A 22,998-nucleotide genomic window follows, 5' to 3' on the forward strand; every position below is an offset into this window, starting at 1 on the left:
GGCTTACCGGAAATTGTTAAGGTCGCTATTCGTGAATCTCGAACGATCTTAGGGCGGGCGATGACTCGGGAACGTTATCAGGCGTGGGAATGGGACACCGCGGAGGGCATGCAACTGCGTCTGGCGGGGTTCCTGCCGCGCCCCGTGTACCTTTCCGACCGGCAGCGCCGGGTCGACTGGGTCGCCGATCGCCTGGCCCTGAACGCCGACAGCGAGGTGCTCGAGGTCGGCAGCGGCGAAGGTGTGATGGCGGCGGCGCTGGCCTCCCGAATCCGCATGATCTGCTGCGCCGACGTGAGCAAGTCGTTTCTGGACAAGGCGCGGGAGACGTGCTCGGACCACGCGAACGTCACGTACCACCTCATCGACGACGACTATCTTGAGACGCTGCCGTCCGCGTCGTTCGACGCAGGCTACTCCCTGAACGTATTCATCCACCTGGACGCCTACGAAATCTTCCAGTACTTCCGGGAGCTTTCCCGGGTGCTGCGTCCCGGCGGCCGGTTCGTCATGAACTTTCTGGAGCTCGGCGAGGTCACGTGGCCCTTCTTCCGGGGCGACCTCGCGCGATACCGGCAGGCGCAGGCCGTCGAGGCCAAGGGAATGGTCAGCTGGCACCACCGGGTCACCGTGGCGGCGCTGGCCCGCGAGGCGGGCCTCGAGCCGCTGCCGGAGAGCCTGGAGGACGAGGGTGGCGTCGTCTACCTGACGCTGCGCCGCACGCCCACGGCCTGACCGCGAACCCCGCGGGCGTTCCGGGACGTCCGGCGTGACATCGATTGCCAGATGAGGAGCACGATGGCCCCCCAAACGCTGACCGAGGAACAGATCGAGGACTTCGTCCGGGACGGGTTCGTCCGGATCGAGGGCGCCTTCCCCCGCGAGCTGGCCGACCAGGTACGGGCGTCGCTGTGGAAGCAACTCGACATGGATCCGGACGACCCCACCACGTGGACGAAGGAAGTGATCCGGCTCGGCTTCTGCGACGAGGAGCCGTTCGTCCGCAGCGCGAACACGCCCCGATTGTACTCGGCCTACGACCAGCTCGTGGGGCCGGGGCGGTGGAAACAGCCGACCACCATGGGCACCTTCCCCATCCGGTTCCCCACCAAGGACAAGAAGCCCGAGGACGCCGAGGACTTCGGCTGGCACATCGACGCCGGCTTCCTCGCCGTCGACATCGGCGTGGAGACGTACAAGGAGTGGCAGGGTGAGATGGCCGTCATCCCGCCGAACTACGAGGAGACGTTCCGCTACAACGTCTGGTCGAAGGGTCGGGCCCTGCTCATGCTCTTCCTCTACTCCGACACCGGCGAGGCGGATGCACCTACCCTGATCAGGGTCGGATCGCACCTCGACGTACCGCCGCTGCTGGAGCCCGCCGGACGTGAGGGAAGGTATCTGCACACCGACGACGTGGGTGTGGACCGGCCGCTCGCGTCGGCTACCGGGAACGCGGGCGACGTCTACCTTTGCCACCCGTTCCTGGTACACACCCCCGTCGCCAACGTGGGCAGCAAGCCAAAGTTCATGGCGCAACCAAACCTGGAGCCGGTGGCCGAGCTGGAGCTGGATCGCGCGGACGGCCGATACACCCCGTTGGAGCGGTCCGTCCGGCTTGGGCTCGGCAGATAGTACACCTATGCTCGGTCTCCGGGACCGAGGGCCGGAAGGGGGCCGGGGTGAGCTACCGCCACGTCGTCGTCAAGAGCGACTACACCGATCTGGCAAGCGGATCCGTGTTGCATTCGGCGCCCGGCTTCCCCGCCTTCCCGGTGCGGCTCGCCTCGGAGATCTTCTCGCGCGCCATGGTGTTGCGCGGCGGCGACGACCCCGCGGTGGTCTGGGACCCCTGCTGCGGCGGCGGCTATCTGCTGTCGGTGCTGGGGCTGCTGCACCGTGGGGCGATCGCGTCGCTGGTGGCCAGCGACATCGACCCGGCCGCGCTGCAGCTGGCCCGGGAGAACCTCGGCCTGCTCGACCCGGCCGCGCTCGACGACCGGGCGAGAGCGCTCGAGGAGCAGGCCGAGCGGTTCGGCAAACCGTCCTACCTGGAGGCCGCCGCGGCGGCGCGCAGGCTCGGGACGGCGCTGGCGGCCCAGGGCGGACCGCTGACGGCGATCGTCCGGCGGGCTGACGTCTTCGACCGGGCCGGGCTCGAGGCGGTGGTCGACGGCGCCGCCCCGGACATCGTGATCGCGGACGTGCCCTACGGTGAACAGACGACCTGGAGCGGGAGCGCCGGCGACGCCGGCGTGCCGGAGATGCTCACCACCGTCGCGTCGGTCCTCACCTCCGGCGCGGTGCTCGCCGTCTCCGCGCGTGGCCGCAAAGTACCGCTGGGCGGGGTCTGCCGGCCCGTCGAGTCATTCCGCGTGGGCACCCGCGCCGTCGCGCTGCTGCGGCCCACGAACTTCACCGGCCGCTGACCCTACCGAACCCTACGCGGACAAGAGCCGGAGGAGCTGCTTCCGGTCCGGGCCAAGGGTGGGCAATGGGGCCCCGTGACCCTGCCGCTCAATCGTGTCTTTGATGCCGGGCCGCTCGAGTACTTCCCGCGGCAGCGCCAGGCAAAAGGCGATCTCCAGGAGGGCGCGGAAGGCATCGGCGTCGTGGAGCGCGGAGTTGGCCAGGCGACCCATGTCCGACTCGGGTGCGGACCACTGACGGCCCTCCCGCAGCGCCGTCATCTCCGCCAGGCGGGCCCGGTCGGCGCCGATCTGGCTCCAGTAGTACGGAGCGACAAGTTCCTCGGTGTGCTTGTGCCATGCCCGCGCGAAGCCCGCCCGGTCATCCAGATAGTCCCGGACCGTGTGCCGCAGCAACTGGGCGTGCACCATCCCGGTGGTGACGCCCCGCCCCACCGAGGGGTCGGCACGCAGCTCGTCCCCGCCGGAGGTGCGCACTCCCGTGACATGCGGAACGCCCGGAATCGCCGGCAGCCCGGCGATCAGCTCGGTCACGCGCACACCCCGGCGGATCACTATCCCCGGCTGCTCGGCCGCGATCCCGGCTACCACGTATTCGACCACCGGGCGGCGGCCGGTCACGAACCGCAGCCCCGCGTCGCCCGGGCGTGGCTCCCGGTCGGAGACGCTTGGCGGCAATGCCTACAGCGGATCCCGCCACACACAGCCCGCCGCCAGCAGCCGGTCGGTCATCTCAGGCAGCTCCTGGTCGCAGACCTGCCGGAATCGCGGCATCAGGCCGTGCGGCTGGCGGAACTGGGCGACGCCCGTGCGCGGCCAGGAGCGCCATGCCTCGCCGGGCGTCGGCGGAACGCTCGCGGGGTCGGCCTCCAGGACCGTGACCTGGTGGCCGTCCCACGCAAGCATGATCGCCGACGCGAGCCCGATCACGCCGCCACCGCAGACCACGATCGTTCCCATGCCGGTCCCTCACATCCCGCAGCCCGCGCCATCCCGGCGCCCGCTGATCAGACCGCGCGTACAGCCAAGCTAAAAGATCGGGAGCCACAACGCAACGGTCGTTCTCGATGCCTCATGGTGTTCCCGTTTGCACGGATCGAGTTGGTCTGATATATGGCGCACTCCCAAGATTGCCGCGCCATTCTTCCATTCCGGCGTTTCCGATCGGCGCCAACCATCCGCCGGCCACGGGGGTCGCATCGCGCGTGGCATGTGTCACAGCCGATTGATACAACTCCATCGGTTCCCGCGACGTGGCAGCGGGCCTAGTGTTCCCACTAGGTTGGTTACACGACGGGGAGAAAGCCATGCCAGACGCAGGTGTTCCCGCGGGGCGGTGTCGAGCCCGCCCGCGGCGGTGACCGGATTCCGCAGCGGCGGTCGCCGCCGACACCGCGGCCGCAACGATCGTCCGTCCCATGTGCAGTTGACCGCGCACGCCACCGGACTACGCGTGGTCGCCGACGCCGATCGCTCGGAATTTTGAGTTGATTTCAACCGTGCTCGTCATTGCCGATACACCACGGTGGAGGTGCATGCATGGAGACAATGACCAAGTTGTCCAGGATGGAGTGCCGGATTATCGAATGCATTGCGGCGGGGGACTCGACGACAAGTATCGCGCAGAAGCTCTACCTGAGCCGCCAGGGGGTCGAATATCACGTCAGCCGGTTGCTGCAGAGGATGCGGGTGCCAAATCGGCCCGCACTGGTGGCCAAGGCGTATTCGATGGGGATTTTCGACTCGTCGGCATGGCCACCCAAGGTGGACGACGAGTTATAGGTGTCGTGCGTTTCCGGGTGCCATAAAGACCATTGCTAGTATTCTCCCATGCGGGACAGAGACAGCCGGTCCGTGCCACATCGCCGGCGCGATGCCGGGCCGGGGTCGGCCCGGGCCGCGCGGCGTAGTGAGACGCCGGACCGGGTCCACAGCCGCAACGACCGGTTTCAGGTGTGGAAGGCGCTGCTCACCAACCGGAGCCAGCGACAGCGGCTCGGCGAGTTCCTGATCCACGGCGTCCGGCCGATCTCCCTTGCCGTCGAGTACGGTTGGCCGCTGCGCCGCCTGCTCTATCCAGCCGGGCAGAAGCTGTCTTCGTGGGCGGACGGTCTCCTTCGGGAGAGCGGCGTCGCGTCGGTCGCGGTGGAGCCGGAGCTTTTGCAGGAACTCGGCGAACGCGAATCCGCGCCCGAGCTGATCGCGGTCGGCGCCATCCGGCCCGACGACCTGGGGCGCCTAGAGCCGGGCGCCAACTTCCTCGGCCTGGCACTCGACCGGCTCACGAACCCGGGCAACATCGGCACGTTGGTTCGTTCCGCCGACGCGTTCGGCGCGTCGGGACTAATCGTCACCGGTCATGCGGCCGACATTTACGACCCCAAGGCGGTGCGGGCCAGCACCGGTTCGCTGTTCCGGTTGCCGGTGGTCCGCACCGCCGCCCCGGGCGACGCGCTCGACTGGGTGGTCGCCCGACGGCAGGACGGCCCGCCGATCAGGATTGTGGGGACCGACGAGAACGGCGACACGTCGGTCGCCGACTGCGATCTGACCGGGCCGGTCCTGATCGTCGTCGGCAACGAGGCGAGCGGGATGAGCGCCCGGTGGCGGGAAATCTGCGACGAGATCGTGAGCATCCCCATCGGCGGCGCCGCGAGCTCCCTCAACGCCGCGTCGGCCGGCACCCTCATGCTCTACGAGGCCGCCCGGCAGCGCGGATTTCCCCCGGTGCTCTAGCGTCTTCCCCACTGATCGCCGCGGCCCGTTCGGGTAGTGTCGTCCCGGCTGGATCCGAGCCATCGGAATACACCTACGTCAAGTCACATTGACGTGCGTCCAAGTGTCCAGCACTGTTCAGTTGGACACCGCGCGGCCAAGCAGACCGGGACCCGCGGTCATCGGGAGCGCTCACCGATCAGCACGTGCCGCTCGTCTCGACCGAAGTCCGTGGCAGCCAGCGCGGCGGTGGGCCGGAAACCGATCTCGTGGAGAAGGCGTTCCCAGGTCGCAACGTCCGCAAGCGGCGCACCGGGCAGCCGCACCTCGCGGTCTTCCGCCCGCCACCAGCCGTCCAACAGGCCGAACGTCATCGTGAGGAAGCGCAGGAACGACGTGGTCTCCAGGAGCACCATGCGCCCGCCGCCCGCGATCAGGTAGTCGACGTGCGCAAGGGTGTCGCGAAGGTTACGCGTCGCATGCAGCACGTTGGCCGCGATGACGGCGTCGTAACCGCCCTGCTCGAATCGCTGGCCGCCGGGATCGCTCTCGATGTCAAGCCGCTTGAACTCCATGCCCGGGTGATCCGCCTGGAACTGCCGGCGTCCGTGGCGCAGGAAGCTCGGAGAGATGTCGGTGTACGTGTAGGCCACACGGTCGCCGTAGGGTTTCAGGGCAGCGAGCACGTGCGCCGTCGTTCCACCCGTTCCGGCTCCGACCTCGAGCACGCGCAGCGCGGTTCGGTCGCCGTCTGCGTCGACGTGCGCGGCTACGGCCTCCGCGACCAGCTCGTTGAGCCGGTCGGAGAAGGGGTCGCCCCGGTAGGTGCTCGCCACCATCTCCATCGACGAACTCGGGAACATCACCCCGATCGGCTGGATCTCACCGCGCAACAGCCGCGGGTATTCGTTCACGCACGTCCGTAGCAGCCTCAACTGGGCCGCCAGTTCGGGATGCTCGGTGACCAGCAGCTCAGCCTCGGCGTCCAGGTCGGCATCCGCTATACGGGCCAAGGAATCGGTTGCTCGCAGGAGGTCGCCGTCGCGCTCGAGGAGACCGTCCGCCACGACGATGTCGAGCAGGGTTCGCCACAGCCGAGCGTGTACGGGGTCGATGGCCAGGACCGTCGCGAGATCGCCGGCGGGCCGCACCTCCCCCGGCGTCGTGAAGGCGCCCATGCTCTGGATGCATCGCGCGAGTATCCGCGCGCTGAACGTCTCCCGTCGTTGCCAGCCCGCCGCCAGTCGTGCGCCATCCAGCGGGTCGGGCCGCTCACGCCCAGCGAGCGCGTCCCACGGCGCCGCATCGCCTGTGGGCTGCGCGTCGTTGCGGGTGACGGCAGTCGGTGCCTCGCTGGACAGCTTCACGTGTACTCCCCACGCTTTTACAATGGGTCGCCTGGCACCACATACCGCTACAACGTTGGCGGGAACAGGTGGAGACAGCGCGCCATGTCATTGGTTACAACGAACCGCAGTGTAGCCGCGAGACCGACTGATACGCCTCCGTACCAAGCCCGACCGCGCCCGTAGACGCAATACATCGACGTCAAATTGCATTGGCGCGCGTCCAAGTGCCCAGCGCAGTTCAGTTGGACACCATGTTGCGGCGCAACGAGCGACGGCCGCAGTCACCGGCCGGGTGGCCTGCCGCCGGTCAAGACCCGGCATCCGGGCGGGCGAGGAGCGTCGCACCGGCCGTCCCGCCGGGGTCGACGGACGTGACGAGCGCCAGGCGGACGGCGCCGCCGTTTAGGACCGCGGCAGTTAGCTGGAACGCGGCGGACGCGGCGGACGTGTCGCCGATCAGCGCACGCAGGCGCACCTCACGGGGGGCGTGCCCGCCGAGCGCCTTGCGCAACCCGAAGTCCTCGGCCGCACCGAGTGTCCCGCCGCAGTCCGCCGGCACGACCAGGTCGACCATTGGCGGAGCGACACCCGCCGCGTCGAGGGCGGCGCCGACCGCGCGCGCCACCGCCTCCGGTGCCTCGTCGGGAGTCGCGAACGCGGTGAACCGGCTGGCCAGCACCCCGGCCAGGGATCGGCGCCCATGAGCGACGGCCCGCTCTTCGGATGATTCCACAAGCAGCACGGCGCAGCCCTCGCCGAGGGGCCCGGGCGCCTGCCGGTCGCTGTTCGCGCGGCTGTGGTGCTCGAGCCACGCGCGGTGCGGCGAGTACTCCTCGACCGCGCCGACGATTATCGCGTCCGCATGGCGCCGGCGCAGGAGCCGCACCGCATAGTTCAGGGCCAGCAGTCCGGTGAGCGCCCCGCCCGAGACGGTGACGTTCGGGCCCTGCACGGTGTGGCGGATGGCGCTCATCCCGGCGGCCGCGTTCAAGCCGGAGACCGGGATGGAGGCGACGTCGACATGGTAGGGCTTCGCGGACACCAGCGTTTCGCGCGTGAAGTCCATTTGCGTCTTCACGCTGCCGTGCCCGGTGCCGAGCACGATGCCGAGCGCCTCGGGGTCGGCGGCGGCGAGGCCCGGCCCGGCATCCGCGAGGACCAGGCCCATCGTGGCCACCGAGAAGGCGGTGAACCGATCGAACGACCGGGTACCCTTGCGGCCCAGCAGCGCCTGCACGTCGAAATCGGGCACCCAGCCGCCCTCCGCCATCGGGCTGTCCCCGCGCAGCTCGGCCGGCAGCGCCCGGATCGTGGAGCGGGCGGCGGCCAAGCCGTCGCGGAAGGCGGCCGGATCAACGCCGTACGGCGAGATGGCCGCCCATCTCGAGATGACGGGTACCGCGGCGGTGCGGGCTGGCATGTCGGGCGCATTCCTTACGTCATCGGGCCGGCTCGGCTACCGGTCGCGGGTATCGGCCGAGGATCAGCACGGCGTTGTTGCCGTTGAACGCGAGCCCGTTGTTCTGCACGACGGCGGGATTCGCCGGCCGAGCGTGGTTGGGCACGCAGTCCACGGCGCAGTCCGGATCTGTGTTTTCGTGGTTGACGGTCGGCGGGATGAAGCCGTGCGTCATCGACAGCGCGCACGCGGCCGTGGCGATCGCACTCGCCGCGCCCATGGCGTGACCGAGCATCGACTTGAGACCGACGACCGGCGGCAGCGGGACGTCGCCGAACGCCTGGCGCAGCGCCGCCACCTCGGTGACGTCGTTGGCCATGGTACCGGTGCCGTGGGCGGACACGTAGTCGATGTGTTCCGCCGCCGTGCCGGCGTCGCGGTGCGCGGCCCGGATGGTTCGCGTGATGCCGTCGCGGTCCGGTGCCGTCGGGTGGGTGGCGTCGCAGGTGAGGCCGTAGCCGAGGATCTCCGCGTGGATCCGGGCGCCGCGGGCCAGCGCGGACTCGAGCGTCTCCAGAACGAGGATCGCGGCGCCCTCGCCGGGGAGCAGGCCCTGGCGGTCGACGTCGAACGGCCGGCAGGCGTCGGGCGCGATGGTGCCGAGGCGGCAGAACGCGGCGAAGGTGCGACGGCACATGGCGTCGGCCCCGCCGGCCAGCGCGATGTCCACGTCGCCGCAGCGCAGCGCGTCGAGGCCGTAGCCGATCGCGTAGTTGCCCGACGCGCACGCAGTCGGGACGGTGACCGCCTCGACGTCGGTCAGGCCGAACTCGGCGACGATGCCGTTGGACAGCTGGGCCGCCGGGTATCGGCGGGCGACGGTCGCCGGGAACGCCCCGAAGCCTTGTTCAAGGCCGACCGCGACCAGTCCCTCGAGGTCGTCGGAGCCGCCGTCCGTGGTGCCGACCGCGACCAGCGCCCGCTGCCGTCGCAGTTGCTCGTCGGCGAGGCCGGCGTCCAGCACCGCCATGCGGGCCGCCGCCACCGAGAACCGGGCGGCCTTGCTCAGCTCGACGAGCGGCACCCGCCGGATCCACCGGGCCGGATCGAAGCCGGTGACCTCGCATCCGTTGTGGTGGTTGAAGCCCTCCGTCGAGAACGCCGTGATCGGCAGTACGGCGCGGCGCCCGCTGCGCAGCCCGTCAGCGAACTGCTCAAGGCCGATGCCGATGGCACTCACCACGCCCATGCCGGTGATCACCACCCGCGGGGCGGTCGCTGTTGGCGTGCGGGCGTCCTCGTCTTCGCGCGCCGTGGCGGAGCCGGGTGCACTCATCCGGCGGACCGCGCCTCGATGATCTCGTAGATGCCGGACAGACTCGCGATCTGCTGGATGTCGCTCTGCTCGATCGTCACCTGCAGGCGCTTCTCCAGTGCGGCGACAATTTCGATGGCCATCAGCGAATCCATGCTCAGGTCGTCGCGGAACCGCGTTTCTTCGTTGACCTCACTCTCGTCCACCTCGAGGATCTCGCAGACCAGCTGCTTGATTTCCTGCTTCTGCTCGTCGGTGAGATACGACAGAGGGGTGGGCGATGCCATCTTCTGCTCCTGATCGACCGAAGGGAGACCGGACCGGAAACGCCGGTCGACGGGCCGCCGCAGCCACGGATACCCGGTGCCACAAAGGGCAGTGCGGAACTAGCCGCTGAGGTGGCTCCGGCGCCGGCGTGACGATAACAGCCGCCGAAGTCGGTCAACAATGTTCGCACCGGTTGAACGCGGGCTGGCGAATTGAGGGCAGGGCCGGCGGCGGCCTGCGCACGTTGACACCGGGCGCGTGGGCCGGGCATCGTCGGGGGGCCGGATCTCCGCGGCACCCGCGACGACACCACGTCCACGGGTCCACGGCGAAAGACGTCGATCGTCCCTTGGCGCATGCGGAAACCTTTGGCGCATGCGGAAACGGCAACCCGGATCTCCTCGTACGGAGGGATACATGGCGCGTGTCCGCGAGTGCGTGGACAATCTCCATGGATTGTTGACGGCACCGGCGACGAGCGTGCCGGATCAGGTCGCAATCGCCGAGTCCAGTATCGGCGAGGCTCCGGCCGTCGTTTCGTATCGGCAACTCGTCGAACAGGTCGAGCGGTTCGCCGTGGCGCTCGACGCCCTCGGGCTCGACGTCGGTGACCGGGTAGTCGTCGAGTCGCGCACGTCGGCTGCGGCGATCGCGTTGTTGCTGGCCTGTTCGGCGCTGGGTCTGCCGTTCGTGCCGGTGACCGCGGAGGTGCCCGATCGCCGGGTACAGGCGATTGTCGACGCCGTGGAGCCCGCTCTCTACGTCCGCGACGCGGGCACGGATCGCACCGGTGTGATGACGATGGACGGCACGGCCCGGTTCGGCTGGAACGAATGGGAGGTCGACCGGCGACCGGCCGCTCGCGTGCGGCGCCGCCGTGAGGTCCTCGCCACCGACACGGCGTACATCGTCTTCACCTCCGGTACCAGTGGCCGGCCGAAGGGCGTCGTGATGAGCCACCGGTCGGTCGTGACGTTCCTGCGGGCCGTGCTCGGCGACGGGCGCGTGCTGTCCGGTGACCGCATCGCGTCGACTTCGCCGCTGCACTTCGACTTCGCGCTGTTCGACATCGGCATCGCGCTCGGTGGCGGCGCGACGCTGGTGCCGGTTCAGCGTGAGCTGCTCGCCTCTCCGCGCCGGTTCGTCGCTCACCTGAAGGCCAACCGGGTGAGCCAGGTCAACGGTGTGCCGTCGATCTGGCGCCCGGTGCTGCGTCACAATCCCGAGCTGCTCGGCGGGCTGACGGATCTGCGCAGCATGCTTTTCGCCGGCGAAGAGTTTCCGCTTCCCGAGCTGCGCCGGCTGCAATCCGTCGTGCCCGGTGTGCGGGTCGTCAACGGCTACGGCGCGACGGAGTCGATGGCGTGCTCGTTCACCGACGTGCCGAACCCGCTGCCGGTCGACGCCGATCGGCTCTCGATCGGCGCGCTGCACACCGGCGCCGAGGTGATGCTCATCGGCGAGGACGGCACCGTGGTCACCCACCCGGGCGTCGTCGGCGAGATCCATCTGCGCAGTCCGGCGCTGTTCAGCGGCTACTGGAACGATCCCGAGGCAACGGCCGCGGTCCTGGTGCCGGACCCGGTCGACAGCCGCCACGGTCAGGTCGTCCTGCGCTCGGGGGACCTGGCGTGCTGGGACGCGGAAGGTGGTCTGTACTTCTGCGGCCGAGCCGATGCTCAGGTACAGGTCCGAGGCAACCGGGTCGAGCTGGGCGAGGTGGAGGGCACCCTGGGCAACCTCCCCGGCGTGGACATGGCGGTCGTCGTCGCGGTGGCCCGGCCGTCCGGTGACCGCGCGCTCGTGGCGTACGTCGTACCTACGCGTCCCTGGCCCGATTTCGACCAGGCCAAGGCGGTGGAGTTCTGCGCGCGCGAGCTGCCCGCCTACATGGTGCCACGGAGGATTGACGTCGTCAGCGAACTCCCGTTGACCGCCAACGGGAAGGTGAACCGGGAGCTGCTACGACGGCGCGCGACAGCGGACCTATCCGTCAACCGATCCTCCGTAACCACGCGAACCGAGGCGACGCATGACTGACACCAACACCCAAACCCTCACGCTCACCCTCGACCGTCGGGTCCAGCTATCGGACATCGAGTCGGCGGCGACGACGCTGACCCCGGTCGCGCTCGACGAGGCCGTGCGCGCACGTGTTCGTGCGTCCCGCGAAATCCTGGAGGGCTTCGTCGATCAGGGCCGGGTCATCTACGGCGTCAATACCAGCATGGGTGGCTTCGTCGACTGGCTGGTCCCGGTGACCATGGCCCGGCCACTGCAGGAGAACCTGCTCAACGCGGTCGCCACCAACGTCGGTGCGCGGCTCGACGACACCACCGTGCGCGCCATCATGCTGTCGCGCATCGTGTCGCTCTCGCGCGGCAACTCCGCCATTTCGCTGACGAATCTCGAGCGCTTGATCGCCGTGTACAACTCCGGTGTGGTGCCGTGCGTGCCGGAGAAGGGCTCGCTCGGCACGAGCGGTGACCTCGGCCCCCTCGCCGCCATCGCGCTCGTGTGCATCGGCCAGGGCGAGGCTCGCCATGGCGGTGAGACGATGAGCGGCGCCGAGGCGCTCGCCAGGGCCGGCCTCGAACCGATGACCCTCAACTTCAAGGAGGGCCTGGCCCTCATCAACGGCACTTCCGGCATGGTAGGCCTCGGCGCCCTCGTGGCCCAGCGGGCCCAGCGGCTCTTCGACACCTACCTGCTCGTCTCCGCACTGTCGGTGGAGGCGCTGCACGGAATGACCAAGCCGTTCGACCCGCGGGTGCACCGGCTCAAGCCACACGTCGGCCAGCTCGAGGTCGCCGGGTACCTGTGGGACACCCTGAAGGACTCCGGGATGGCCGTCGACGAGCACGGCACCGAGGCGACCCTCTCGGCCGAGATGAGCGACGAGGCGGTAGCCGGGTCGCGCCCGATCGAGGACGCCTACTCGATCCGCTGCACCCCGCAGATCCTCGGCCCCGCCCTGGACAGCCTGCGCCTGATCGCCGGGACAGTCACCGACGAGCTCAACTCCACCAACGACAATCCCGTCGTCGAGCCGGACGCGGCCGAGGTGTTCCACAACGGACACTTCCACGGCCAGTACGTGGCGATGGCCATGGACCATCTTGTCATCGCGCTGGCCACGATGATCAACCTGGCCAACCGTCGCATCGACCGCTATCTGGACGAGAGCAACAGCAACGGGCTGCCGCCGTTCCTGTGTCGTGAGGAGCCGGGGCTGCGGCTGGGCCTCATGGGCGGCCAGTTCATGACCGCGTCGCTCACCGCGGAGACCCGGGCGATGGCGATGCCGATGTCGATTCAGTCGCTCAGCACGACGGCCGATTTTCAGGACATCGTGTCGTTCGGGTTCGTCGCCGCCCGCCGCGCGCGTGAAGTCCTCAACAACGTGGCCCACGTGATCGCGTTCGAGTTGATGTGCGCGTGCCAGGCGGCCGACATCCGCGGCGCCGACGGTCTGTCCAGCGCCACTCGGCGGCTGTACGAGCAGACCCGTGAGGTCGTGCCCTACCTTGCGAAGGACATCAGCATCACCGGGTACGTCGAGGCGCTCGCCCAGCGGTTGCTGGCCCATCCGGACCGGGACTGACCGCTGTGCGTCCCACGCGTTACGCGACCGCCTTCGACGCGCTGGCCGAACCGCCGGTCGTGCGGCGAACGAGCGGCCGGGTGGACGTGACCCTGCGCGTGCGTGTGGATGACGCGGCGGAGATTCTTGCCGGGCACTATCCGGGAGTACCGATCATGCCCGGCGTGCTCGTCCTGGACGCCGTGCAGCAGGCGGTCGGCGCCGCCTGCGGATCAGGTGTGCGGATCACCGCGGTCGAGCGGGTCCGGTTTCTCAGCCCGCTACGGCCGGGCGACGTGCTCGCTCTCACGGTGTCGATCACCGTAGAGGGCGCGGTGCGCGCGCTCGGCCGGCAACGGGACGGGCGGCTCGCCATTGACCTGCGGGCCCGGCTCGACGGGACGCCGGCCGATGATTGATCATGCCGGGGTGCGGGGGCTGCTGCGGCAGCGGTACCCGATGCTGCTGCTGGACCGGGTCGTCGCCGCGACGCCACGGTCCCTGGTCGCGGTCAAGGCGGTGACCGCGGCCGAGCAGTGTTACGCGAATCTGGGCGATGAGATCGACGCCGGCGGATTGCACTATCCGCTCGCACTGCTGGTCGAGTCGTTCGGGCAGGCGGTGTCGGTGCTGTGGGCGCTCGGCGGCGGGGCGCCTGCGGGTGTTCCGCTGCTGGCAACCCTGCGCGATGTGGTGGTGGGTTCCCCAGCGCTGCCCGGCGACGTCCTGGAGCACCACGTGCGGCTGGAGCACGTGTCGGGCCGCTCCGCGATCTTCAGCGGTCACACCGAGTCGGCCGGCCGGCGGATCCTGGACATCGGATCGTTGATGACGGCGGTGCGCTCCGAGTCCGATCTGACCGCCTGACGGCCGCGGCGCTCATCGGCGACCTCGCCGCCGATTCTCGACCTCGTCCATCGACTGTGGTGAAACCACTAGTCCGCTATCCCGCGCGACTCTATAAGGTCGAATCCTATGGGTCGCCAGGTGGCTGAGCGTCGGCGGTTTCCGAAAACCTGAATGTCTTCGCCGGCTCTGCCGTCAACGAGGTCCGGATCAGCCCCAGAACGACGCGCCTGAACGCGCAGCGTGGACTTGCGCCGGCCTCGAGCAGAAGGGGACACGCCCAGCCATGACTTCAGTGGTGACGGACACTACCGCGCGGATCGAGCGCTTCCACAAGGACGGGATCGTTCGGGTCGGTCCGGTACTCGGCGAGGACGTGGTGCGCCGCCTCAAAGCGGGCGCCGCGGCGCTGATCGCCCGCTTCACGGACCACGGCCATGTTTCCGACGACTACTGGTCGTACCCCGTCGAGGGGGAGCCTCCGGTGCTGTACCGCATCCACAACCTGGAGAAGCAGGACTGGCCCGAGTCCGAACTGCTGCACAGCCCGGAGCTCGTCAAGCTGGCCGCCGAATTCGTCGGTGAGCCGGTCGTCTCCACGGTCTTCGCCCTCGTGCTCAAGGAACCGCGGCGCGCGGCCGGCGTGCCGTGGCACCGGGACCGTCTCCAGGTCGCGCCGCACACCGTGTGCAACCTGAGCATCTGCCTCGACACCGCCGGGCCGGAGAACGGCTGCTTGGAGGGTGTCCCCGGATCCCACCTGCTGCCCGACGAGGTCGACGTCAAGGCCGTGCGCGACGCGGGTCCCCGGGTGCCGGTGCCTTCCCAGGAGGGTGACGTCATCGTGCACGACGTCCGGCTCGTACACGGGTCGGGACCGAACCCGAGCGACCAGTGGCGCCGAACCATCGTCATCGAGTTCGCCCATCCGGCGATCTCCTTCGCGTCCTGATCCGCCTTCACGAGGAGTACTCAAGGTGAGCTTGCTGAGCTGGCTACCGGCGGTGGGCTCGCTGCTCGACGGCGGGCGGGCGGCCACCGCGGCGGAACCTTCCCTCGACGAGGTCATGGCGGAACGCTTCCGCGAGCGGATCGACCCGCGCCCCGGGGATTGGGCGTACGCCCACTTCCTCGACCTGCGCGACGCGCTCGCCGAGACGCTGCGGGACGCGTCCGGCGTGTGGCTCGACTACGGGGCGGGCACCTCGCCGTACCGGGAATTGTTCGGCCGGGCCGCACTGCAGACGGCCGACATTCCCGGCGGGGAGTCCTACCCCGCCGACCATGCGCTGGACCGCGACGGCCGCTGCCCCGTTCCCGACGGCACCTTCGACGGAGTGCTGTCCACCCAGGTCCTCGAGCACGTCGCCGACGCGAACGCCTACCTGCGCGAGGCGTTCCGGCTGTTGCGGCCCGGCGGCACGCTGGTGCTGTCCACCCACGGCGTGTGGGAGGAGCACGGCGGTCAGGATCTGTGGCGCTGGACGGCAGACGGCCTCGCCCTGCAGGCCGAGCGGGCCGGGTTCACCGTCGAGCGGAAAGTGAAACTGACGTGCGGCCCACGCGCGCTACTGCTGTTGCTGCGCTGGTACGGGCGCGACCATGGCTGGCCCGGCGGCGGGCCGGTCGGGCTCGCGCTGAAGGCGCTGTGGCTGGTGGACCGTGTCCTGCCCCGGTCGGTGGACGCCTACCTCGACCGCGCATTCGGCGATCTGGGCCGTTCCGAGGGCCCGAACAGCCCGTTCTACCTGGACATCCTGCTCGTTGCCAGCAAACCCGGCGGCGCGGCGGCCGACGCGAAGGACCCCACTGTGGAGAAGGAGATCGGTACGTGAGCCAGCTTGCGACGGCCCAAGGCGAGAACGCGCGGGCGGCGCTCGTCGAGCGGACGAACTGCCGCGTCTGCGGCGGCACGCTCCGCACGATCCTCGATCTCGGGGACCAGTACCTGCAGGGATCGTTCGTCAAGCCCGGCGTCAGCGACCCGCCCACGGTCAGGTTCCCCCTCGAGCTCACCCGGTGCGCCGAGCCGGTGGAAGGCGGCCGCGACGCCTGCGGGCTCGTGCAGCTGCGACACACCCTGCCCGGTGGGTTGCTGTACGACACCTATTGGTACCGCTCGCGCATCAACGACAGCATGCGGGCGCACCTGACGTCGATCGCCGAGTCCGCGGTCGCCGCGCTCGGCCGGTCGCCCCGGCGGGTCCTGGACATCGGCTGCAACGACGGCACCCTGCTGGAGAACCTATCGGGGGCGGACCGCTGGGGCATCGACCCGTCGAACGCGACGGACGACGCGCCGGACGGGATCACGTTGGTCAGGGACTTCTTCCCCAGCGACGCGCTGGAGGAGTACGCCGGCAGCTTCGACATCGTCACGTCGATCGCCATGTTCTACGACCTCGAGGACCCGGTCGCCTTCGCCCGCGCGGTCGGGCGGATGCTGGCGCCCGGCGGCGTCTGGGTGGTGGAGGTCGCCTACCTTCCGACGATGCTGGAGACCACCGGGTACGACAGCATCTGCCACGAACACCTGTCGTACTACTCGTTGAGCACCCTGCAACGGATCCTCGGCGAGGCCGGCCTGAAGATCCGCAGGGCGAGCCTCAACGGCGTCAACGGCGGCTCGATCTGCTGCGTCGCCACCCGATCGGGCGAGGGCGCCGGCTGCGCCGACGGGTCCGTGCCGGAGATCGCCGGCCGGGAGCGCGAGCTGCGACTGGACCAGGACGCGCCCTACGAGCAGTTCGGGGATCGGGTGCGCGCGCACCGCGACGAACTCGCCACGCTGCTGCGCGGCCTGCGAGCGCAGGGCAGCACCATCCATGTCTACGGTGCCTCCACCAAGGGCAACACCCTGCTGCAATACTGCGGCATCGATCACACGCTCATCAAGTATGCGGCCGAACGCAACCCGGACAAGTTCGGGGCGCGCACGCTCGGCACGAACATCGAGATCATCAGCGAGGCGGACTCCAGAGCCCAGCATCCGCAGTTCTATCTCGTCCTGCCATGGCACTTCCGGGAGGAGATCGTCGCCCGGGAGGCCGCGATGCTCGAGGCCGGATGCCGCCTCATCTTCCCCCTGCCCGCCGTGCAGATCGTCGGGTCGCCCGATGCCAGCGTCTGAGCAGCTCGTCGCCGACCGCTCGGCGGGCCTCGTCCAGCGCCTCCTGTCCATCGTGGACGCTCCGGACGCCGCTGCCCGGCTCGCGGCCGAGGACCCGGAAGCTGTCGTGGCCGCGACCGTCGCCGAGGTGGCCGGCCGTACGGTCCTGTACCCGGGGCCCGGGTCGCCGGTCACCGTCCAGTTCGACGTGGCCGCACCGGACGGAGGGCGGATCGGGCACCTGCTGACCGTCGGCGGCGACGGTCACCACGCGCGCCCGGGACGCATCGACGAGCCCTGGGTGTGGATCAAGGACGACCTGGCGTCGTTGGTCCGTGAGGTGTTCGGGCCGCCCGACCCGCGCGCCGGGGCGAGCCGCGAGGTGGTCATGAGAGACGAGCCCGGGCCGGTCGAGTACCGGCCCGACGACCCGTGGCTGGTCCAGCGCGAGGAGGCGGTCCGGGCCGCGTACCAGGTCGTCCAGGCGTGCGGGCCCTACCGGGGTGACCTGTCCTCGCTGGCCGTGCGCTTCGGCTCGGACAAGTGGGGCGGCCACTGGTACACCCCCCACTATGAACGGCATCTCGGCAAGTACCGCGACCAGCGGGTGACCGTGCTGGAGATCGGAATCGGCGGCTACCACGAACCACACGCCGGCGGAGCGTCCCTGCGCATGTGGAAGCACTACTTCCACCGCGGCACGGTGTACGGGCTCGACGTCTACGACAAGTCGCCGCTGGACGAGCCCCGGCTCGTCACGGTCCAGGGGGACCAGAGCGATCCGGCGTTCCTCGCAGACCTCGCGGCGCGGTACGGCCCGTTCGACGTCATGGTCGACGACGGCAGCCACGTCAGCAGCCACGTCATCACGTCGTTCAACGCGCTCTTCCCGCACGTTCGCCCCGGCGGCATGTACGTGGTCGAAGACCTGCACACGTCGTACTGGCCCGAGTGGGGCGGCAACGGTACGGACCTGGCCGACCCCGCCACTTCGGTCGGTTTCCTGAAGACGCTCGTCGACGGGCTGCACCACCGCGACCGGATGCACGACGGCCCCTACGAGCCTTCCTACACGGACCAGAACGTGGCCGGGATCTTCCTGCACCACAATCTCGCGTTCGTCGAGAAGGGCCGCAACACCGAGCAGGCGAACGCCGCCTGGCGGCCTCGGTACGACCCGATGCGGGACCTTCCGGCACCGCAGATACCAGGGAAGGCGAGGGGCTGATGCGCGTAGTTCTGGTGACCATGGCGCTGCGGGTACCGACCGATCCGAGCCGGTGGATCACCGTGCCGCCGCAGGGCTACGCCGGGATCCACTGGATCGTGGCCAATCAGATGGACGGCTTGCTGCGGCTCGGCCACGAGGTGGTCCTGCTCGGCGCGCCGGGTACCGAGCCCCCGTCCCCGGAGGTCACCGTGGTGGACGCCGGCGAGATCGACGACATGCACGCCTGGCTGAACGGTCCCGAGGCGGCGGGCGTGGACGTCGTGCACGACTTCTCGTGCGGGCAGATCGACCCGGACCGGCTCCCCGCGGGGATGGCGTACCTGTCCTCCCATCACCTGACCGGCCGGCCCAAGTACCCGCGGAACTGCATCTACGTCTCGTACGCCCAGCGCGCCCAGGCCGGCAACGACAACGCGCCGGTGGTACGCATCTCGGTCAACGACGCGCGCTACCGCTTCCGGGCGGACAAGGACGACTACCTGCTGTACCTCGGGCGTATCTCGGAGTTCAAGGGCACGTACGAGGCCGCCGCTTTCGCCCACGCCGCCGGATGCCGGCTCGTCGTGGCCGGGCCCTCCTGGGAGGAGGACTACCTGAAGCGGATCGAGAGCGACTTCGGCGACACCATCGACCTCGTCGGCGAGGTGGGTGGCGAGCGGCGGCTCGAGTTGATCTCCCGCGCAACGGCGGTCATGGTGCTGTCCCAGAGCACGATGGGGCCCTGGGGCGTGGTGTGGTGCGAGCCCGGGTCGACGGTCGTGTCCGAGGCCGCCGCGTGCGGCACACCGGTGATCGCCACACCCAACGGCTGCCTGGCCGAGATCGTGCCGGCCGTCGGCGTCCTGGTCGCCGAAGGCTCGCAGTTCACGCCGGAAGAGGCGGCCGCCGCGGTGGCCGGACTGCCCGAGCCGGACGCAGTCCGGGCCGCGGCACTGCAGCGGTGGGATCACGTGCTCGTGGCCAAGCAGTTCGAGACGCTCTACCACGAGGTCCTGGCCGGCCGGACCTGGTCGTGACGGCAGGAGCGGCGCTGAGCCCATGTTCGACGATTTCGCAGGAGGGGGCAACTTGAGCACGATGGGCGTGGTGAGCACCATTGACCACCTTCGCCGGGAAGAGTTCCGCCGCGACGGGTTCGCGGTGCTGCCACAGGTCGCGGACGAGTCGGAGGTGGCGTGGCTGCGGGAGATCTACGACCGGCTGTTCGTCCAGCGGGCGACGCCGGGCTCGGAGAACTTCCACGACATCGCCGGCCAGAAGGACAGCGACGATCCGCCGTTGCTGCCGCAGATCGTCAAGCCCGAGAAGTACGCACCGGAGCTTCTGGACAGCGCGCACTTCGCGCGGTGCCGGGCGATCGCCTCGTCCTATCTGGACATACCCGAGGACGAGCTGGAGTTCTACGGGCACGCCATTCTGAAACCGCCGCGGTACGGTGCACCGACGCCGTGGCACCAGGACGAGGCGTACATGGACCCGCGTTGGAGCCGCCGCGGGTTGAGCATCTGGACCACGCTGGACGTCGCCACGGTCGAAAGCGGCTGCCTGCACTACCTGCCCGGCGGCCACCGCGGCCCGGTCCTGCCGCACCACCACATCGACAACGACGACCGTGTCCGCGGCCTGATGACCGACGACGTGGACCCGTCCTCCGGCGTCGCGTGTCCGCTGGGGCCCGGTGGCGCGGTGGTGCACGACTTCCGGACCCCCCACTACGCCGGGCCGAACCGGACCGACCAGCCGCGGCGTGCCTATGTACTCGTGTTCATGAGCGCGCCGGCCAAGGTCGACAACCCCGAGTCCCGGCCCTGGATGATATGGGAGTGACCGGTGTGAACCAGCCGCAGGCGATCGACCCGGCCCAGCTCAACGACGAGTACGACCGGCTCACCGTCCAGATCATCGAACGGGTGTGTACCGCGACCGCCGCCAGCATCGACATTGGTGCGGGGGTCGGCGAGATCACCCGGCACCTGGTCCGGGTGGCCCCCGAAGGCCGGCACTTCGCGGTCGAACCGCTGCCGGCCCTCGCCGACGAGCTGGCGGGCACGCTGCCGTCCGTCACGCTGATCAGGGCCGCCGCCGCCGAAACGACGGGTCCGCACAGTTTCGTGCACGTCGTGTCGAACCAGGGCTACAGCGGTCTGTACCGGCGCCCATACGACCGGCCGGACGAGACCCTGCGCCAGATCACCGTCGACACCGTGCGCCTGGACGAGGTGATTCCGTCCGATGTGGACATCGATCTGGTCAAGGTCGACGTCGAGGGCGGCGAGGTGGTGGCCCTGCGGGGCGCCCTCCGCACGCTGCGCCGCAGCCTGCCGGTGATCGTCTTCGAGCACGGCGGCGACCGCGTCATGTCCGAGTACGGCACGACGACCGACGACCTCTGGTCGTTGCTGGTCGGCGAGCTGGGGTACCAGGTGTTCACCCTTCCGGCGTGGCTGGCGGGCCGGCCCGCGATGGATCGTGCCGCGTTCGCGACGGCGTTGGAGCGGGACTGGTACTTCGTTGCGGCGGAGCGCCCCACACCCGTCCGTACGTCCGATCCCGCCTCGTCCCCGCCGCCCGAGCAGAGAGGTTGAGCGATGAACGCTGTCGCAGAGGTGCGCACGAGCGCCCGGGTCCCCGAATGTGACATCCGGCGGACCGGTCTGTTGCCGGAGCACGTCACCGAGTTTCGCCGGCAGGGCGTGCTCGCGGTGCGTGGGCTGCTCACACCGGAGGAGCTCGCCGACGTCCAGCAGGCCGGTAAGGCGCTCATCGACCGGGCCTGGTCGACGCGCCCCATCGACGACCACGTCTGGACCCTGGAGCCGCACCTTCCGGACGCCGCACCCGTACGGATCGAGTACGTGGTGGACAAGGCCCGCCCGATCGCCCTTCTGGCCGGCCATCCGCTGCTTCTGCGGATCATGGAACAGCTCGTCGGGCCCAACTTCATCCCGACCTGGGACAGCCTGGTCTTCAAGACCCTCGCCGGCGCTCCCCGGCTGGCCTGGCATCGCGACGCCGGGCTGTACACCGACGCGGTCGGCGTCACCGGAATGGGTCGCGTGATCGACGCCGGCATCTACCTCGACCCCGCTCCCGACGACAATTGCGTCTGGTGCATCCCGGAATCCAACTACTGGGACGGCGAACGGCTCACGGCCACGGCGGAGCGCCTCAACGCCAGCGAGTGGGACACCACCGGCGCGGTGCCCGCCGTGATGCAGGCGGGCGACGTGCTGCTGCACAACATCCTCACGCTTCACGGTGCCCCCGCGGTGGTCGGCAAGCAGCGCCGCGTCGTGTACTTCGAGTACCGGCCGGCCGAGGTGGAGTGGGAGCTCGGCCCGCACACCGAGGACTACATCGGTATCAAGCAGCAGGTCCTGCGCTCGTGCATCGAGATGCGCGCGGCCGACCGCCGCTTCGGCGACGAGGAACCGTTCGACTACCGGCCGGCCGAGTCCCTCCGGCGCTGGGTCGACCGGCCGGAGCTCACCACGCTCCGGGTTCCGCACGAGGAGTACTGGCGATGGTGAGCCCGGGTGGTGACGCCCCGAACGCGACCCTGTGCGTCCTGCCCTGGATCCACCTTTGCGCCTCGATCGACGGCGTCTACGGTCGGTGCTGCGTCGATGACGCGATGTACCACAACGAGCTGTACCAGCAGGAGGAAGAGCCCGTCTTCGCGTTGAACGACGACGCGATCGGCTGTTCGCCCGGTTCGCGGTACGCCAAGGACAACCCGGACCGGGTGGCCGGGATCGCCGAGGCGTTCAACAGTCCCAACATGAAGCGCACCCGGCTGACGATGCTGCGCGGCGAGCGTGTCGACGCCTGCAAGTACTGCTACTTCCGTGAGGACCACGGCGCCCAGTCCTACCGGCAGAGCATCAACCGCCGGTTCGAGCACGAGCTCGACGGGCTCGCCGCCCGCACCGACGCGGACGGCACCGTCGAGGATTTCCCGTTCTTCCTGGACATCCGGTTCGGCAACACCTGCAACCTGCGGTGCGTCATGTGCACCTATCCCGTGAGTTCCGCGTGGGGTGCCAAGCAGCGACCCGCCTGGTCCTCCGCGGTGATCGACCCCTACCGCGCCGACGAGGAGCTGTGGCAGACGCTGCGGGACAACGCGCACCTGATCCGCCGGCTGTACTTCGCCGGCGGCGAGCCCTTCCTGCAGCCTGGCCATTTCGCGCTGCTGGAACTGCTCGTGGAGACCGGGAACGCAGGCAACGTCGACCTCTCCTACAATTCCAACCTGACGGTGTCGCCCGACCGGGCGATGGCACTCTTCCCCCACTTCAAGAGCGTCGGCATCGGTGCGTCCTGCGACGGCGTCGGCGAGGTGTTCGAGCGGATCCGGGTCGGCGGGCAGTGGTCGATGTTCGTCGACAACCTGCGCAAGCTCAGGACCCAGGTGGACGTCTGGCTCCAGGTGTCACCCCAGCGGATCAACCTGTGGGACCTGCGCAACGTGCTCGAGTTCGCCCGCACCGATGGACTGAACGTCGACCTGTCCAACGTCGTGCAGTGGCCGGAGGACCTGTCGGTCGCCAGCCTTCCTCAGGACGAGAAGGCGCGGGCCACCGCGGAGCTGACCGACCTGATCGCCTGGTGCGTCGACCTCGGCTGGGACAAGCCCGCCGCCGACCTCGGCGCACTGCGTTCGTTCATGAACTCCCTGGATCCGGCCGACCTGGTCGACGAAGGGGCGTCCTGACCGGCGAGCCGGTCGGGACGCCCCTGGCGTGACCCGCG

Annotated in this window: 24 protein-coding genes; 18 read left to right on the forward strand and 6 right to left on the reverse strand. The window is 69.5% G+C overall.

The window, feature by feature from the left end; genetic code table 11:
• Nucleotides 1-60: 60 nt before the first annotated feature.
• The 3 genes from Drose_RS26860 (at nucleotide 61) to Drose_RS26870 (ending at nucleotide 2,429) form a co-directional block, all read left to right on the forward strand.
• Entirely contained in the window at nucleotides 61-735 is a 675-nt protein-coding gene (locus tag Drose_RS26860) for a class I SAM-dependent methyltransferase (RefSeq protein WP_260724097.1), read from the forward strand.
• A 63-nt stretch (nucleotides 736-798) separates the two neighbouring features.
• On the forward strand, nucleotides 799-1,635 hold the full coding sequence (locus Drose_RS26865; protein ID WP_260724098.1) for a phytanoyl-CoA dioxygenase family protein: 837 nt from the start codon (nucleotides 799-801) through the stop codon (nucleotides 1,633-1,635).
• 47 nt (nucleotides 1,636-1,682) lie between these two features.
• Complete coding sequence (locus Drose_RS26870) at nucleotides 1,683-2,429, forward strand: rRNA methyltransferase (protein ID WP_260724099.1); 747 nt, start codon at nucleotides 1,683-1,685, stop codon at nucleotides 2,427-2,429.
• A gap of 12 nt (nucleotides 2,430-2,441) precedes the next feature.
• Here Drose_RS26870 and Drose_RS26875 read toward each other — a convergent pair whose 3' ends face one another.
• Nucleotides 2,442-3,107, reverse strand: coding sequence for a hypothetical protein (locus Drose_RS26875; RefSeq protein ID WP_260724100.1), 666 nt, complete (start codon nucleotides 3,105-3,107; stop codon nucleotides 2,442-2,444).
• 3 nt (nucleotides 3,108-3,110) lie between these two features.
• Nucleotides 3,111-3,389: an FAD-dependent oxidoreductase gene (locus tag Drose_RS26880; protein WP_260724101.1), complete on the reverse strand. Its 279-nt coding sequence runs from the start codon at nucleotides 3,387-3,389 to the stop codon at nucleotides 3,111-3,113.
• Between the two features lie 579 nt (nucleotides 3,390-3,968).
• On the opposite strand from Drose_RS26880, the gene Drose_RS26885 reads away from it, so the two are divergent.
• On the forward strand, nucleotides 3,969-4,211 hold the full coding sequence (locus tag Drose_RS26885) for a response regulator transcription factor (protein WP_260724102.1): 243 nt from the start codon (nucleotides 3,969-3,971) through the stop codon (nucleotides 4,209-4,211).
• 48 nt (nucleotides 4,212-4,259) lie between these two features.
• The gene (locus Drose_RS26890; RefSeq protein ID WP_260724103.1) at nucleotides 4,260-5,165 is read left to right on the forward strand and encodes a TrmH family RNA methyltransferase; all 906 of its coding nucleotides are present in this window, start codon (nucleotides 4,260-4,262) and stop codon (nucleotides 5,163-5,165) included.
• A gap of 158 nt (nucleotides 5,166-5,323) precedes the next feature.
• Here Drose_RS26890 and Drose_RS26895 read toward each other — a convergent pair whose 3' ends face one another.
• The 4 genes from Drose_RS26895 to Drose_RS26910 form a co-directional block, all read right to left on the reverse strand.
• Nucleotides 5,324-6,511 (reverse strand): class I SAM-dependent methyltransferase, encoded by a 1,188-nt coding sequence (locus Drose_RS26895; RefSeq protein WP_260724104.1) that lies wholly within the window; start codon nucleotides 6,509-6,511, stop codon nucleotides 5,324-5,326.
• Nucleotides 6,512-6,800: 289 nt separating this feature from the next.
• Nucleotides 6,801-7,913, reverse strand: coding sequence for a beta-ketoacyl synthase N-terminal-like domain-containing protein (locus Drose_RS26900; RefSeq protein ID WP_260724105.1), 1,113 nt, complete (start codon nucleotides 7,911-7,913; stop codon nucleotides 6,801-6,803).
• A 19-nt stretch (nucleotides 7,914-7,932) separates the two neighbouring features.
• Entirely contained in the window at nucleotides 7,933-9,228 is a 1,296-nt protein-coding gene (locus tag Drose_RS26905) for a beta-ketoacyl-[acyl-carrier-protein] synthase family protein (RefSeq protein ID WP_260724106.1), read from the reverse strand.
• Nucleotides 9,225-9,494: an acyl carrier protein gene (locus Drose_RS26910; protein ID WP_260724107.1), complete on the reverse strand. Its 270-nt coding sequence runs from the start codon at nucleotides 9,492-9,494 to the stop codon at nucleotides 9,225-9,227. The genes Drose_RS26905 and Drose_RS26910 overlap by 4 nt, the downstream gene beginning before the upstream one ends.
• A gap of 397 nt (nucleotides 9,495-9,891) precedes the next feature.
• Between Drose_RS26910 and Drose_RS26915 the strand changes: the two genes are divergently transcribed.
• The 13 genes from Drose_RS26915 (at nucleotide 9,892) to Drose_RS26975 (ending at nucleotide 22,960) form a co-directional block, all read left to right on the forward strand.
• A complete protein-coding gene (locus tag Drose_RS26915) occupies nucleotides 9,892-11,514 on the forward strand; it encodes an AMP-binding protein (protein ID WP_260724108.1) in 1,623 nt (540 codons plus the stop codon).
• The gene (locus Drose_RS26920; RefSeq protein WP_260724109.1) at nucleotides 11,507-13,078 is read left to right on the forward strand and encodes a phenylalanine aminomutase (D-beta-phenylalanine forming); all 1,572 of its coding nucleotides are present in this window, start codon (nucleotides 11,507-11,509) and stop codon (nucleotides 13,076-13,078) included. The genes Drose_RS26915 and Drose_RS26920 overlap by 8 nt, the downstream gene beginning before the upstream one ends.
• A 5-nt stretch (nucleotides 13,079-13,083) precedes the next feature.
• Entirely contained in the window at nucleotides 13,084-13,476 is a 393-nt protein-coding gene (locus tag Drose_RS26925; protein WP_260724110.1) for a 3-hydroxyacyl-ACP dehydratase FabZ family protein, read from the forward strand.
• A gap of 10 nt (nucleotides 13,477-13,486) precedes the next feature.
• Complete coding sequence (locus tag Drose_RS26930) at nucleotides 13,487-13,924, forward strand: 3-hydroxyacyl-ACP dehydratase FabZ family protein (protein ID WP_260724111.1); 438 nt, start codon at nucleotides 13,487-13,489, stop codon at nucleotides 13,922-13,924.
• 277 nt (nucleotides 13,925-14,201) lie between these two features.
• On the forward strand, nucleotides 14,202-14,855 hold the full coding sequence (locus tag Drose_RS26935) for a phytanoyl-CoA dioxygenase family protein (protein WP_260724112.1): 654 nt from the start codon (nucleotides 14,202-14,204) through the stop codon (nucleotides 14,853-14,855).
• A gap of 25 nt (nucleotides 14,856-14,880) precedes the next feature.
• A complete protein-coding gene (locus Drose_RS26940; RefSeq protein ID WP_260724113.1) occupies nucleotides 14,881-15,738 on the forward strand; it encodes a class I SAM-dependent methyltransferase in 858 nt (285 codons plus the stop codon).
• The gene (locus Drose_RS26945) at nucleotides 15,735-17,033 is read left to right on the forward strand and encodes a class I SAM-dependent methyltransferase (protein ID WP_260724114.1); all 1,299 of its coding nucleotides are present in this window, start codon (nucleotides 15,735-15,737) and stop codon (nucleotides 17,031-17,033) included. The genes Drose_RS26940 and Drose_RS26945 overlap by 4 nt, the downstream gene beginning before the upstream one ends.
• Nucleotides 17,020-18,240, forward strand: coding sequence for a class I SAM-dependent methyltransferase (locus Drose_RS26950; RefSeq protein ID WP_260724115.1), 1,221 nt, complete (start codon nucleotides 17,020-17,022; stop codon nucleotides 18,238-18,240). Before Drose_RS26945 ends, Drose_RS26950 begins: the two co-directional genes overlap by 14 nt.
• Nucleotides 18,240-19,259 (forward strand): glycosyltransferase, encoded by a 1,020-nt coding sequence (locus Drose_RS26955; protein ID WP_260724116.1) that lies wholly within the window; start codon nucleotides 18,240-18,242, stop codon nucleotides 19,257-19,259. The genes Drose_RS26950 and Drose_RS26955 overlap by 1 nt, the downstream gene beginning before the upstream one ends.
• A 70-nt stretch (nucleotides 19,260-19,329) precedes the next feature.
• Complete coding sequence (locus tag Drose_RS26960) at nucleotides 19,330-20,070, forward strand: phytanoyl-CoA dioxygenase family protein (RefSeq protein ID WP_260724117.1); 741 nt, start codon at nucleotides 19,330-19,332, stop codon at nucleotides 20,068-20,070.
• Nucleotides 20,067-20,828 (forward strand): FkbM family methyltransferase, encoded by a 762-nt coding sequence (locus tag Drose_RS26965; RefSeq protein WP_260724118.1) that lies wholly within the window; start codon nucleotides 20,067-20,069, stop codon nucleotides 20,826-20,828. The genes Drose_RS26960 and Drose_RS26965 overlap by 4 nt, the downstream gene beginning before the upstream one ends.
• 3 nt (nucleotides 20,829-20,831) lie before the next feature.
• Nucleotides 20,832-21,773: a phytanoyl-CoA dioxygenase family protein gene (locus Drose_RS26970; RefSeq protein WP_260724119.1), complete on the forward strand. Its 942-nt coding sequence runs from the start codon at nucleotides 20,832-20,834 to the stop codon at nucleotides 21,771-21,773.
• The gene (locus tag Drose_RS26975) at nucleotides 21,767-22,960 is read left to right on the forward strand and encodes a twitch domain-containing radical SAM protein (protein ID WP_260724120.1); all 1,194 of its coding nucleotides are present in this window, start codon (nucleotides 21,767-21,769) and stop codon (nucleotides 22,958-22,960) included. The genes Drose_RS26970 and Drose_RS26975 overlap by 7 nt, the downstream gene beginning before the upstream one ends.
• Nucleotides 22,961-22,998 lie beyond the last annotated feature (38 nt).

It is taken from the genome of Dactylosporangium roseum (assembly GCF_025264685.1).
Taxonomy (GTDB): domain Bacteria; phylum Actinomycetota; class Actinomycetes; order Mycobacteriales; family Micromonosporaceae; genus Dactylosporangium; species Dactylosporangium roseum.